Origin of the sequence: Streptomyces sp. NPDC047014 (assembly GCF_040644195.1) — a bacterium.
GTDB lineage: Bacteria > Actinomycetota > Actinomycetes > Streptomycetales > Streptomycetaceae > Streptomyces.
The window spans coordinates 162,960-176,415 of the sequence record NZ_JBEYVX010000006.1 but is presented as its reverse complement, the minus strand read 5'-3'; the positions used below and the strand labels follow the sequence as shown (position 1 = coordinate 176,415).

The 13,456-nt window shown below is 72.7% G+C and carries 11 protein-coding genes and 1 riboswitch; of the genes, 6 read left to right on the top strand and 5 right to left on the bottom strand.

From position 1 onward, the window contains the following. Positions 1–99 precede the first annotated feature (99 nt). Positions 100–230, bottom strand: a riboswitch (FMN riboswitch). A gap of 380 nt (positions 231–610) precedes the next feature. After that, a complete protein-coding gene (locus ABZ873_RS06435) occupies positions 611–2,974 on the top strand; it encodes a chitinase C-terminal domain-containing protein (RefSeq protein WP_360866067.1) in 2,364 nt (787 codons plus the stop codon). 106 nt (positions 2,975–3,080) lie between these two features. Next, a complete protein-coding gene (locus tag ABZ873_RS06430; protein WP_360866064.1) occupies positions 3,081–3,986 on the top strand; it encodes an RNA polymerase sigma-70 factor in 906 nt (301 codons plus the stop codon). Positions 3,987–4,019: 33 nt separating this feature from the next. Here ABZ873_RS06430 and ABZ873_RS06425 read toward each other — a convergent pair whose 3' ends face one another. Further along, positions 4,020–5,162, bottom strand: coding sequence for an ROK family transcriptional regulator (locus ABZ873_RS06425; protein ID WP_360866061.1), 1,143 nt, complete (start codon positions 5,160–5,162; stop codon positions 4,020–4,022). Between the two features lie 74 nt (positions 5,163–5,236). Between ABZ873_RS06425 and ABZ873_RS06420 the strand changes: the two genes are divergently transcribed. From ABZ873_RS06420 to ABZ873_RS06405, 4 genes are all read left to right on the top strand, one after another. After that, entirely contained in the window at positions 5,237–6,475 is a 1,239-nt protein-coding gene (locus tag ABZ873_RS06420; protein ID WP_360866058.1) for an MFS transporter, read from the top strand. 88 nt (positions 6,476–6,563) lie between these two features. Beyond that, a complete protein-coding gene (locus tag ABZ873_RS06415; RefSeq protein WP_360866055.1) occupies positions 6,564–7,961 on the top strand; it encodes a solute carrier family 23 protein in 1,398 nt (465 codons plus the stop codon). A 76-nt stretch (positions 7,962–8,037) separates the two neighbouring features. Continuing rightward, positions 8,038–8,679: a DUF5995 family protein gene (locus tag ABZ873_RS06410; protein WP_360866052.1), complete on the top strand. Its 642-nt coding sequence runs from the start codon at positions 8,038–8,040 to the stop codon at positions 8,677–8,679. 31 nt (positions 8,680–8,710) lie between these two features. After that, positions 8,711–9,307: a hypothetical protein gene (locus ABZ873_RS06405; protein ID WP_360866049.1), complete on the top strand. Its 597-nt coding sequence runs from the start codon at positions 8,711–8,713 to the stop codon at positions 9,305–9,307. Positions 9,308–9,379: 72 nt separating this feature from the next. Here the strand turns inward: ABZ873_RS06405 and ABZ873_RS06400 are convergent, their stop codons facing one another. From ABZ873_RS06400 to ABZ873_RS06385, 4 genes are all read right to left on the bottom strand, one after another. Beyond that, the gene (locus ABZ873_RS06400; RefSeq protein ID WP_360866046.1) at positions 9,380–11,092 is read right to left on the bottom strand and encodes an NAD(P)/FAD-dependent oxidoreductase; all 1,713 of its coding nucleotides are present in this window, start codon (positions 11,090–11,092) and stop codon (positions 9,380–9,382) included. 64 nt (positions 11,093–11,156) lie between these two features. Beyond that, the gene (locus ABZ873_RS06395) at positions 11,157–11,957 is read right to left on the bottom strand and encodes a carbon-nitrogen hydrolase family protein (protein WP_360866043.1); all 801 of its coding nucleotides are present in this window, start codon (positions 11,955–11,957) and stop codon (positions 11,157–11,159) included. A 218-nt stretch (positions 11,958–12,175) separates the two neighbouring features. Next, a complete protein-coding gene (locus ABZ873_RS06390; RefSeq protein ID WP_360866040.1) occupies positions 12,176–12,913 on the bottom strand; it encodes a class I SAM-dependent methyltransferase in 738 nt (245 codons plus the stop codon). An 84-nt stretch (positions 12,914–12,997) separates the two neighbouring features. Beyond that, a complete protein-coding gene (locus ABZ873_RS06385) occupies positions 12,998–13,453 on the bottom strand; it encodes an Lrp/AsnC family transcriptional regulator (RefSeq protein ID WP_360866037.1) in 456 nt (151 codons plus the stop codon). Positions 13,454–13,456: the final 3 nt, after the last annotated feature.

The following is a 13,456-nucleotide window of genomic DNA, read 5'->3' as shown; positions in this document are numbered from 1 at the left end:
GCACAGGGGACGCCGAGGCCGGAAAAACGGCTCGACCGGGCGGCACCCGCGAGGGTGCGCCGACGAACCGCCGACGGCGGCGTACCGGTGACTGGCCCGCCGCGCACTGCCTCCCATCCGGACTTTAACCGTCGGTCCAGGAATCTCACCTGGTCAACCGGCCGCTGGCTGCGGACGGGTCGCGGACTATAACCGCCGGTTCGGAATTGCACCGACCCCGGAGTGCGCTGCTACTGGTACTCCAGCCAGTTTGCCACGCGCGATCCACCGCCATGCGGGTGATGCGGTGTGGCCTGGCTCACAGCGAGTGCCCGGAGGGTGACGCGGACGGGTGGAGCGCGGCGCGGCGCACGGGGGGGGCGTACGGGGAACCGCGCAGGGAGCCGCACGGACAGCCGCACGGGCAGCCGCACCCCGCCTTACCGGCTTTGGTCCAGACCTATTGACGGGTTGGTCTAGTCCTCTTAACGTTCCCTTCATCTCCCCGGGAACAGCCCGTCAGATGTGCGCACGTCACGGGCCGACGCGCTTCAACGAGCCTCCGTACACGTCACGTTGCTTCATGTTGTGTCCACTTGTGTCCTGCATCCTCCCCTCCCCAGGAGGCACCATGCTGTCCCCCACACGTACGAGAGCGATGCTCCTGGCATCCGGCGCCGCGATCGCCGGACTGCTGGTCGGCGGCCTCTCGGCGGGCGTCTCGCACGCGGCAGACAACGAGAGCTGCCGTCCCGACGGGCTCTACAAGACGGCCGGTGTGGACGTCCCGTACTGCTCGGTCTACGACACCGAGGGCCGCGAGAAGATGGGCGCCGACCACCAGCGCCGCGTCATCGGCTACTTCACCGGCTGGCGCACCGGCAAGAACGGCCAGCCGTCGTACCTGGTCAACAACATCCCGTGGGACAAGGTCACCCACATCAACTACGCCTTCGCGCACGTCGGCGGCGACAACAAGATCTCGGTCGGGGCCGACAGCGCCACGAACGAGGCCACCGGAATGACCTGGCCGGGCGTGGCCGGGGCCGAGATGGACCCCTCGCTCCCCTACAAGGGCCACTTCAACCTGCTGACGAAGTACAAGAAGCAGCACCCCCAGGTGAAGACGCTGATCTCCGTCGGCGGCTGGGCCGAGACCGGCGGCTACTTCGGCGCGGACGGCAAGCGCGTGGCCTCCGGCGGCTTCTACAGCATGGCCACCAACGCGGACGGCTCGGTCAACCAGGCGGGCATCGACACCTTCGCGGACTCCGCCGTCGCCTTCATCAAGAAGTACGGGTTCAACGGCGTCGACATCGACTACGAGTACCCGACCACGATGAAGGACGCGGGCAACCCGCTGGACTGGCAGATCGCCAACGCCCGCCGCGCCGGCCTGGTCAAGGGCTACGACGCCCTGATGAAGAGCCTGCGCCAGAAGCTGGACACGGCCGGCGCCGCCGACGGCAAGCACTACATGCTGACCGTCGCCGCCCCCTCCTCCGGCTACCTGCTGCGCGGCATGGAGACGTTCCAGATGCAGCGGTACCTGGACTACGTCAACATCATGTCCTACGACCTGCACGGTGCCTGGAACGAGTACGTCGGCCCCAACGCCTCGCTCTTCGACGACGGCAAGGACGGCGAGCTCGCCGCGGCCGGGGTCTACGGCTCCCAGCAGTACGGCGGCATCGGCTACCTGAACACCGACTGGGCCTACCACTACTTCCGCGGCTCCATGCCGGCCGGCCGGATCAACATCGGCCTGCCGTACTACACCCGCGGCCACAAGAACGTGCAGGGCGGCACCGACGGCCTGTGGGGCAAGGCGTCCGCGACCAGCTGCCCGGCCGGCTCGGGGCTGACCAAGTGCGGTGACGGCGCGGTCGGCATCGACAACCTGTGGCACGACAAGGACGACAACGGCAACGAGTCCCCCGCGGGCTCGAACCCGATGTGGCACGCCAAGAACCTGGAGAAGGGGATCGTGGGCGACTACGTCACCCAGTACGGCTTCCCGGCGAACACCGCGCTGAGCGGCACCTACGCCCGCAAGTACGACTCGACCCTGGTCGCGCCGTGGCTGTGGAACGCGCAGAAGAAGGTCTTCCTCTCCACCGAGGACGAGCAGTCGGTGGCCGCCAAGGCCGACTACGTGGTGGACCGCGGCATCGGCGGCACCATGGTCTGGGAGATGGCCGGCGACTACGGCTGGAACGCGGCCAAGGGCCAGTACGAGATGGGCTCCACGCTCACCTCGCTGATGTACGACAAGTTCAAGGCTGCCACCCCGTACGGGGCGAAGAAGGCGGGCGCCACCGCGCTGCCCACCCAGGCGGTGGACATCAGGACCGAGTTCACCGAGTTCAAGCTCGGTGACTCGAACTACCCGATCACCCCGAAGATCAAGATCACCAACAACACGAAGACCGCGCTGCCCGGCGGCACCGAGTTCCAGTTCGACTACGCGACCTCGGCCCCGAACAATGCCTCCGACCAGTCCGGCTTCGGTACGAAGATCATCAGCAGCGGTCACACGGGCAGCAACGTGGGCGGTCTGAAGGGCGACTTCCACCGGGTGTCGCTCAAGCTCCCGGCCTGGCAGTCGCTGGCCCCGGGCGCCTCGGTCGACCTGGCCTTCAACTACTACCTGCCGGTGTCCACCCCCACCAACTGGACGGTGAACATCTCCGGTACGACGTACGCCCTCGCCGGGGACCTGGCGCGCGGCACCACGGTCGGTGAGCCGGGCGGCGGCAGCACCCCGCCCACCACTCCCCCGACCACCCCGCCCACGACCCCGCCGACCACGCCCCCGACCACCCCGCCGGGCGGCACCTGCACCAGCCCGGCGTATGTGGCGGGCACGGTCTACAACAGCGGGAACCTGGTCTCCCACAAGGGCCGCACCTGGAAGGCCCAGTGGTGGACGCAGAACGAGGAGCCCGGCACCACCGGCGACTGGGGCGTCTGGAAGGACCAGGGCGCCTGCTGACCGGCCGGCCCTGACAGCCGTACGTACGTGAGGACCCGGTGGCCCGGCGGCCACCGGGTCCTCGCCCGTTCCGCCACCCCCGTACGGGCCCTCGTAGGGTGGCCGGGTGATCTCACCCGGCCCCGCCCCCGCAGCGGAATTCGAGCGGCACCGGCCGCGCATGTTCGGCATCGCCTACCGCATGCTGGGCTCCGCCACCGAGGCCGAGGACATCGTGCAGGACGCCTATCTGCGCTGGGACTCCGCCGACCGCGCCGCCATCGAGCACCCCGGCGCCTGGCTGGCCAAGGTCGTCACGAATCTCTGCCTCAACAGCCTGACCTCGGCGCGCGCCCGGCACGAGGCGTACACCGGGCCCTGGCTCCCGGAGCCCGTGCTCACCGCGGACGGCACCCTCGGCCCGCTGGAGTCGGCGGAGCAGCGGGACGGGGTGTCCCTGGCGGCGCTCCTGCTGCTGGAACGGCTCACACCGGTGGAGCGGGCGGTGTACGTACTGCGCGAGGCGTTCGCCTACGGCCACCGGGAGATCGCCGCCCTGCTGGACCTCACCGAACCCAACTGCCGCCAGCTGTACCGGCGGGCGGCCGCCCGGCTGGCGGCGGACCGGGGAGACGCGGCGCGGCGGTTCACGGCGGATCCGGAGCGGGTGCGCGGCTTCGTGGAGGGCTTCCTGACGGCGGCGCGCGACGGGGACCTGGCCCGGCTGGAGGGCCTGCTGACGGCCGACGTGCGGTACGTGGCGGACGGCGGCGGGATCGTCGGCGCGGCCCGGCGGCCGGTCCTGGGCCGGGACAAGGTGGCCCGGTTCGCGCTGGGCGCGATGGAGCGCTACGTGGCCGGCGTCCCGGTCGGCATGGCAGAGATCAACGGCTCGCCCGCGCTGGTGTTCGGGGAGGCCGGCGAGGTGGCGGTGCTGGCGCTGGAGTTCGACGGGGAGCTGGTCAGCGCGGTGAACGCGGTGATCAACCCGGAAAAGCTGGCCTTCCTGCGACGGCAGTTGTCCCCTTCCTGAGGACCGCCGGGGACTCCCCCGGCTTTCCGCGCCTCAGCGGGCCACCGGCGCCCCGAACAGGAGTTCCTGGGCAGCGGCGCGGGCAGCGAGGCGGGCGCCCGCGAGGATGGCCGGGTCACCGAGCTCCGTGGCCCGGACCGCGGTCGGGACCGGGGTGAGGGCGCCCAGGCGGGCCGCCACGCGGTCGGCCAGGGGCGGGCCGCCCGCCCGGCCCAGGCCGCCGGCGAGGATCACGCAGCCCGGGTCGAGGACGGCGGCGACGGCGGCCGCGCCGAGGGCCAGGCGTTCGGCCAGGGCGTCCAGGAAGCCCTCGCCGGCCGCGCCCGCCACCGCCTCCTCCGGGCTCCCGGCGAAGCCGTGCTCCGCGGCGAGCGCGGCCACCGCGCCCCGGCCCGCCAGGGCGTGGAATCCGCCCTCGCAGCCGGTGGCCGAGGGCAGGCCGCCGGTGCCCGGGACCGGGAGGAAGCCGATCTCGCCCGCCCCGCCGGAGGCGCCCCGGCGCAGCCGGCCGTCCAGGACCACCGCCGCGCCGACCCCCGCGCCCAGCCAGAGCAGGACGAAGGAGTCGAGGTCGCGGGCGGCCCCGAGGCGCTGCTCGGCGACGGCCGCGAGGTTGGTCTCGTTCTCGACGAGGACCCGCGCGGGCAGTTCGCGCTGGAGGAGGGCGACCAGGTCGCGGTGCCAGGCCGGGAGGCCACTGGTGTCGCGGAGTTCGCCCGTGGCGGGCGCGACCAGCCCGGGGGCGCCGACCATCACGGTGTGCAGGGCCTCGGCCCCGGCCTCGCGGGCCGTGCGGCGCAGCACGGCGAGCGCGTCGGCCGGTGCGCCCACGGGCAGGGCGGCTTCCGCGAGGGGCCGCCCGAGGAGGTCGGTGACCACGGCGGTGGCGCTGTCCGTGCGGACGTCGAGGGCCGCGAGATGGGCGCGGCGGGCGACGATCCCGTACAGCTTGGCGTTGGGGCCGCGGCGCTGCTCGGCGGACTCCCCGACGATCTCGATCAGGCCGGCGGCGGCCAGCCGTTCGACGAGGTCGGCGACGGACGGCCGGGACAGTCCGGTGAGCGCCTTGAGCCGGCTCGCCGTCAGCGGGCCCTCCTCCTGGAGGAGGGTGAGGGCCAGCCGGTCGTTGATGGCTCGGGCCGTGCTCGGGGAGGCGGGCGAGAGGGCTGAGGTCACGCGCTCATCCTAGGGAGTGATGGGTGGAACATACGTCTTATCTATCAGGCAGGGTTCCTGATAGTTTAAGGCGCATGACCGGGGACCCCCATTTCAGCCCGGCGCGGCTGCGCCGTGCCCGTATCGCCATCGCCGCCGTGTTCTGCGTCCACGGCGCCGTCACCGGCTCCTTCGCCACCCGTATCCCGTGGATCCAGGAGAACGCGGGCCTCGGTGCGGGCACCCTGGGGCTCGCGCTGGCCGCCCCGGCCCTGGGCGCCGCGCTCGCGATGCCGCTGGCCGGGCGGATCAACCACCGCTTCGGCGCCCGCCCCGCGCTGCGCGGGCTGCTCGTCCTGTGGACCCTCTCGCTGATCCTGCCGAGCCTCGCCCCGAACCTGCCCGCCCTGTGTCTGGCCCTCTTCGTCTACGGGGCCACCGCGGGCATGTCGGACGTGGCGATGAACGCGCTCGGGGTGGAGACCGAGAACCGGCTCGGCCGCTCGATCATGTCCTCCCTGCACGGCATGTGGAGCGTCGGCGCCCTGCTCGGCTCGGCCGCCGGTACGGTCGCCGCGCACGCGGAGATCGACGCCCGGCCGCACCACCTCGTCGCCGCGCTGTTCCTGACCGCGGCCGGGCTGGTCGCCGTACAGGGGGTGCTGGACCTGCGCAGCGAGGAGGACGCGCAGGCGCCGCCGCATTTCGCGCTGCCGCCGCGGTCCGCGCTGCTCATCGGCGCCATCGGCTTCTGCGCGGTCTTCGCCGAGGGCGCGAGCCTGGACTGGTCCGCGGTGTACCTGCGGGACGTGCTCGACTCCGACGCGGGCCTCGCGGCCGCCTCCACCACCGCCTTCGCGCTCACCATGGCCGTGGCCCGGCTCGTGGGCGACCGCGTGGTGGACCGCTTCGGGCCGGTGCGCACGGTCCGCGCGGGCGGCGTACTGGCCACCCTCGGCGGGCTGCTCGTCGTCGGCGTCCGGCATCCGGCGGGGGCGCTGGCCGGCTTCGGGCTGATCGGGCTCGGCATCGCGGTGGTGGTGCCGCTGGCCTTCGCCGCGGCGGGGCGCAGCGGGCCGGCTCCGGCGCAGGCCATCGCGGGCGTCGCGACGATCACGTACACCTCGGGGCTGATCGCGCCCTCGGCGATCGGCGCGGTGGCGGACGCCACCTCGCTGGTGGTGTCCTTCGGGCTGGTGACCGTCCTGGCGTTCGCGCTGGTCCTGGGGGCCTCGGTGCTGCGCCCGAAGGGGCCGGTGGGGCAGGCTGGGGGCGGGATCGCCGGGGAGGCCGGGCCGGCCGACCGCGACGAACCCGTAGATATACGGCCGTAATATGTCGACCGGCCGCAGCGGCATCCCGTGCGCTGCGGCCTCGACGTGTGCGCAGCCGGAGCTGTGATCCGGAGAACAGGAGTGGAACATGGGCCTCGGCGTGGGCTGGACCCTGCACGGAGACGGGCGGACCCCCGCCCCCGGCGCGGTGGTCCGGCCGGAGGAGCGGCTGTCGTGGCCGCGGACCGCCGGGCTGGGCGCCCAGCACGTCGTGGCGATGTTCGGGGCGAGTTTTGTCGCGCCGGTGCTGATGGGGCTGGACCCGAACCTGGCGATCATGATGTCCGGGATCGCGACGGCCATCTTCCTGCTGGCGACGCGCGGCCGGGTCCCCTCGTACCTGGGCTGCTCGCTGTCCTTCGTCGGTGTCGCGGCCGCGATCCGGGCCTCGGGCGGGGACAGCTCGGTGGTGACGGGCGCGGTGTTCGTCGTCGGCGGGGCGCTGTTCCTGGCGGGGCTGGCCGTCCAGCGGTTCGGGGCGCGGATCATCCACGCGGCGATGCCGCCGGTGGTGACGGGCGCGGTGGTGATGCTGATCGGCTTCAACCTGGCGCCGGTGACGGCGAGCACGTACTGGCCGCAGGACCAGTGGACGGCGCTGCTGACCATGCTGTTCACCGGCTTCGCGGTGGTGTGCCTGCGGGGATTCTGGTCGCGTATCGCGATCTTCCTCGGGCTGGTCTTCGGGTACCTGCTCTCCTGGCTCTCCGACCTGGTCTTCGGGAAGATCCACTCGACGGTGGGCGGGGAGGCGGCCGTCGACCACTGGCGGCTGGACTTCTCGGCGGTCGGCAAGGCCGACTGGATCGGGCTGCCGTCCTTCCACGGGCCGACCTTCGACTGGTCGGCGATCCTGATCGCGCTGCCCGTGGTGATCGCGCTGATCGCGGAGAACGCGGGGCACATCAAGGCCGTGGGCGAGATGACCGGCGACCCGCTCGACGACAAGCTGGGCACGGCCATCGCGGCGGACGGCGCGGCGTCGATGCTGTCCACGGCGGTGGGCGGCCCGCCGAACACCACGTACTCCGAGAACATCGGCGTGATGGCGGCCACCCAGGTCTACTCGACGGCGGCGTACTGGGCGGCGGCGGGCTTCGCGCTGCTCTTCGGGCTGTGCCCCAAGTTCGGCGCGGTCGTCGCGGCGATCCCGGGCGGGGTGCTCGGCGGCATCACGGTGATCCTGTACGGGATGATCGGCCTGCTCGGCGCGCAGATCTGGCTGAACGGGCGGGTGGACCTGCGCAATCCGCTGAACCTGGTGCCGGCCGCGGCGGGCATCATCATCGGCATCGGCGGGGTGAAGCTCCAGATCACCGACAGCTTCGAGCTGGGCGGGATCGCGCTGGGCACGATCGTGGTGATCGGCGGCTACCACGCGCTGCGGGCCCTCGCCCCGGCGCACCTCAAGACGCAGGAGCCGCTGCTCGACGCGGGCACGTCCGCCTACGACGACGGCGGGGAGGCTCAGGGCAAGCCCCGTTGACGCGGTTTCGCCCGAACCGGGGAAGCGTACGGCCAAGTTCCCCGGATCGGCGGCGGCGCCTGCGACTGTTCCTCCCATGGATGCGGTGCTGGCGCGGATGCGCGCCCTGGAGGAGCGGCTTCCGCCGCAGGACGGCGTCGCCGTCTTCAACCGGGTCTACCTGACGGTCACGGAGGCCCTGCACCGGCGCATCGAGGCCGGGGACTTCCCCGCGCCGCGGCGGGCCGAGACGCTGGGCGTCCGCTTCGCCGAGCACTACCTGACGGCGGTGGAGGCGGACCGGGCCCCGGCCTGCTGGCGGCCGCTGCTCCAGTACCGCCGCCACCCCGGGATCCGCCCGCTCCAGCACGCGCTGGCCGGGATCAACGCGCACATCGGCCACGACCTGGCGCTGGCGGTGGTGGCCACCTGCGGTGAGCTGGACTGCGAACCGCGTTCCCTGGAGGCGGACTTCGACCGGGTCGGCGACACCCTGGTCGCCCTGGAGGAGCACATCCGGGAGGACCTGATGCCGGGCCCGGACCTGCTGGAGATCGCCGACCCGCTGACCCACCTGGTCGGCTCGTGGAGCCTGGAACGCGCCCGCTCCGGCGCCTGGGCCGCCGCCCGCCTCCTGTGGACCCTCCGCCGCTCCCCCGACCTGGCCGAGGACTTCCGCACCACCCTGGACGCCGGCGTCGGCCTGGTAGGCCGCTGCCTCCTGACCCCCACCCCCTGACCCCGGGCCCGCCACGCCTACCCTCCCCCTTGTGACCAGCTTCGCCACGCACCGCCTGCGGGTGCACGACACCGCCCGGCCGGCCCACCGCCGCCTGTCCGCGCTGCGCACGTGCCTGACGGAGTTCGCCCCGTACGGCTTCCGCGCGACCTACCACCACCTGTGCCGCAGCGCGGGCATCCCCGCCGAGCTGGAACGGGACCCGGGGGCGCTCGTCCGGGCCGTGGAGGAGCTGCATGCCGCGCGGGAGATCTGGCTGTCCGGACAGCGCGCGTGGGAGGCCGGGCGCCGCGTCCAGAAGGGGGCGGGGCGGCGCGTCCCGGAGCCTCCCGCGCCGACGCGGATGCTGTGGTGCCCCGACCCCGAGATCCACCCGACGGGGCCGCTGCCCGCGCTGATGCCGCGGATCATGCGCGCCCGTCCCGGGGACCCGGCGGCGGGCTGCCCGCTGTGCGGGGCGGACCACGGCACGGCGGAACGGCACGACGGCCACACCGCCCACCGCACATGCGCCCCCTGCGGAATCAGCCTCGCCCTCCTCCCCACCCACCCCTCACCCCAGCAACTGGCCGAACACACGGCCCGCTGGAAACTCCTGTGGACGCGGACCGCCCCGGCGCGGGGGTGAGCGGGCGTGAGTACGGGCCGCCGCCGCGCTGTTCGCGTGGGGGCGGCCCGTGGTTTCAGGGGACCGGCTCGGTCAGTCCTCCGGGAGTTCGACCGGGGCGATGTCCTCGTAGACGTCGCCCGGGCCCGGGTTGGTGGAGTCCGTGGAGCCGCCCAGGTGGTGCATGACGCCCCAGACCGCGTTCAGGGCCGTCTGGACGGCGCCCTCGGCCCAGCCCGCCGTCCAGGAGATGTCGTCGCCCGCGAGGAAGATGCCGCGCTTGTCCTCGGGGAGGCCGTCCTGCATGAAGTGGGTGAACAGGCGGCGCTGGTAGCGGTAGTGGCCGGGGAGGTTGGCCTTGAACGCGCCCATGAAGTACGGCTCGTTCTCCCAGGACACCGTCACCGGGTTGCCGATGATGTGGCGGCGGATGTCGACCTTGGGGTAGATCTCGCCGAGGGACTTGAGCATGACCTCCATCCGCTCGGCCGCGGACAGCGGCAGCCACTTGAGGCTGTCGTCGCACCAGGTGTACGAGAGGCAGATGACGGCCGGCTTGTCCGGGCCGTTGTCCAGCAGGTACGTGCCGCGCGTCATCCGGTCCGTCAGCGTCATCGACATGACGTCGCGGCCCGTCGGCTCGCCCTTGTCGTCGACGGCCTTGTCCAGCCAGAACGGCCGGTCCACCGGGATGAAGAGCTTGCTCGACTCCATGTAGTGGGTGCGCTCGATCGCCGTCCAGTGGTCGATCGGGAACAGCGTGTCGTCGCACGCGATCTTCGACAGCAGCATCCACGACTGGGCCGTGAAGATCGCCGCACGGTAGGTGCGGATGTCGCCGGAGGAGTCGGTCACCGTGATCCGGTTGCCGGCCGTCCGGTGCAGGCGGGTGACCGCCGGGCGCGGGGTGCCGTCGTGCAGGGAGGACAGCGAGGTGCCCTGCGCCCAGTGCACGATCTTCTCCGGCTCGCGCTCCCACAGGCGCACCGGCAGCTGCTGCGAGCCGCCGACGATGCCGCGGTGGTGGTCGTCCGCCTCGGTGTAGACGACGCGCAGGATCTCCAGGATGGAGTTCGGGAAGTCGGTGTCCCAGCCGCCGGTGCCGAAGCCGACCTGGCCGAAGATCTCGCGCTTGCGGAAGGACTGGAAGGCTTCGGACTTGCAGAGGTAGCCGTAGAAGGTCTCGTCGTCGAGCTTCTCGACCAGCCGGGCCCAGATCTCGCGGATGCGCGGGACGTCCCGCTCGCGCATCGCGGTGTTCATGTCGGAGAAGTCGGCGCCCTCTTCGAGGCAGGCGTTCCACGCGGCGGCGACATCGCGGTAGACCTGCGGGAGGTCGGCGATGGTCTCGGCGTAGTGGGTCTCGCCCTTGAGGTCCACGACGGTGGAGGGGGTGGCCTCGGCCAGCGGGTTCGGGAAGGGCTCGGTGACCAGGCCCACGAGGTCGATGTAGTGCTGGAGCGCGGTGGAGGAGGGCGGGAAGCGCATGGCGCCCATCTCCGCCGTCAGTCCCTCGGTCCCGGCGCCCTCGAAGCCCACGGTGCGCAGCCGGCCGCCGATCTGGTCGGCCTCGTAGACGACGGGCTTGAGGCCCATCTTCATCAGCTCGTAGGCCGAGATGATGCCGGAGAGCCCGCCGCCGATGACGGCGACCTCGGTGCCCAGCTCGGTCGCGGGTATCTGCCCGAGGCCCGCCGGGTGGGCGAGGAAGTCGTCGTAGGCGTAGGGGAAGTCCGGCCCGAACATGGTGATCGGCGGCTGGCCGTCGCTGTGCGGAACGGCGGTCGTGGGCACCGTGGACGTCATGGGTCGGACTCCTTGGGCAGGGCTCAGGGGGTGGAGCGGTGGGGGGCGGAAGAGGGGGCGCGGGTCAGACGAGGGAGGCGTACAGCCCGGGGCGCCGGTCGCGCAGGTAGGGGTTGTTCTCGCGCGAGGCGCCGAGCAGCACGGGGTCGACCTCGCCGAAGACCATCTCCTCGCCGCGCCCGGCACGGGTACGGGTGGTGCCGTCGGGGCTGGCGAGGCAGCTGAGGCCGACGAACTCGAACTCGCCCTCGGGGCCGGTGCGGTTGACGTACGCGACGTACATCTGGTTCTCGAAGGCGCGTACGGGCACCACGTGCTCGGCGACGAACTGGAAGGGGTGCATCTGCGCGGTCGGCACGAGGAGGAGGTCGGTGCCGGCCAGGGCGTGGGCGCGGACGTTCTCGGGGAACTCCACGTCGTAGCAGATCATGATGCCCACGCGGATGCCGCCGAGGTCGGCCTGGACGACGGGGATGTCGCCGGGGGTGAAGGCGTCCTGCTCGAAGCAGCCGAAGAGGTGGGTCTTGCGGTAGTTCGCGAGGAAGGCGCCGTCGGGGCCGATGAGCTGCGCGGAGTTGTAGACCGCCTCGCCGTCGCGCTCGGGGTAGCCGTAGAGGACGGCGACGCCGTGGCGGCGGGCGATGGCGGCGATGGTCCGGGCGGACTCGCCGTCGCGGGGCTCGGCGTGTCCGGGGACGGCGTCGAGGTCGAGCGCGTAGCCGGTGAGGAACATCTCCGAGGTGACCAGCAGCCCGGCCCCACCCCGTGCGGCGCGCGCGGCGGCCTCGTCGAGCGCCTTGAGGTTCTCGGCGACGTCGCCGAGCCGTCCGGAGCTCTGGAGGAGGGCGGTGCGCAGCGTGGGCATGTACATACCTCTGTGGCAGGTGGGGTGGGTGCGGTCCTGTAAACGGTACGTTTCGCCCACCCGGCGCAACAAGGCGCCGATGTTGCGCGCTGCGGTGCGATTCGTTGCGCCTTGAGGGCCGATTACGGCGATTCGTTGCGCGGCTCGCGCGGGACCCGTGCGAGGCTCGCGCGGGGCCCGTACCCGACCGGTACGCGACCGGCCCCCGGGCCGCCGCCTCAGCCCCCGGTACGCCGCAGCAGGAGGGTGGCGAAACCCCAGGTGGCGCGGTATCCGCGCAGCCATTCGGTGCGGTGCGCGGTGGCCGTGGCGAGGGCTTCGGCGCTGTCCGGGTGGCCGGGGTGGTCCAGGGCCCAGGCGGCCAGGGACCCGGTCCACGACCATTCGTAGTCGTCGCGTTCCTCGCGGGTGCTGAGATGACCGTACACCGGGGTCCAGCCGGCCGCTGTGACCTGGTCGACGGTGCCGGGCAGGTCGGCGAGGGGGCCGATGACGTCGAGGTCGGCGGGGGTGGGCGGGTGCTCCCAGTAGCCCTCGCCGATCAGGACGTGCCCGTCCGGGGCGAGGTGGGCGCCGAGGGCGTCGAGGGTCGGCAGCAGCCCGCCGAAGGCGTGGGTGGCGCCGATGCTGAGGGCGAGCTCGAAGGGGTGCGGGGCGGTGTACTCGGCGGCGGGCTCCCGGCGCAGGGTGAGCCGGTCGGCGACGCCGAGGGCCTCGGCGGTACGGGAGGCCCGGTCGAGGGCGGTGGCGGAGATGTCCACGCCGGTGGCGCGGACGCCGGGGCGCCCGCGCAGGGCGCGCAGCAGCCATTCGCCGGGCCCGCAGCCGAGGTCGAGGACGCGCTCGGTGCCCCGCGGCAGGGCGCGGTCCAGGAGGCGGGCGACGGACGTGTCGGCCAGCGGGGCGGCGACGGGGTGGTGGGTGTGGGCGAGGTGCGAGATCAGTTCACGGTTCACCGGGACACCTTCCCGGGTACGCCGCGGGCCCGGCACCTGGTTTTAGGTGCCGGGCCCGCGATCAGGAGGCTTGCTCCGCCGCGCCTACGCCGGTGCGCCCGAGGTGAAGCGGCGCAGCAGCGGGGAGAGCACCAGCACGGACTTGGTGCGCTCCACGAAGGGCTCGCCCGCGATGCGCTCCAGGACCCGCTCGAAGTGCCGCATGTCGGAGGCGAAGACCTGGACGACGGCGTCCGCGTCACCGGTGACGGTCGACGCGGACACCACCTCGGGGTAGCGCTCCAGTCCGCGCCGGATGTCGTCCGGCGAGGTGTTGTGCCGGCAGTAGATCTCGATGAAGCCCTCGGTCTCCCAGCCCAGCGCCGCCGGGTCCACGCGGACGGTGAAGCCGGTGATGGCGCCTTCGGCGCGCAGCCGGTCCACGCGCCGCTTGACGGCGGGTGCGGAGAGTCCGACCTCGGAGCCGATGTCCGCGTAGGAGCGGCGGGCGTCCTCGGCGAGGGCGTGCACGATGCGTTCGTCGAGATCGTTCAGTCGCACGGG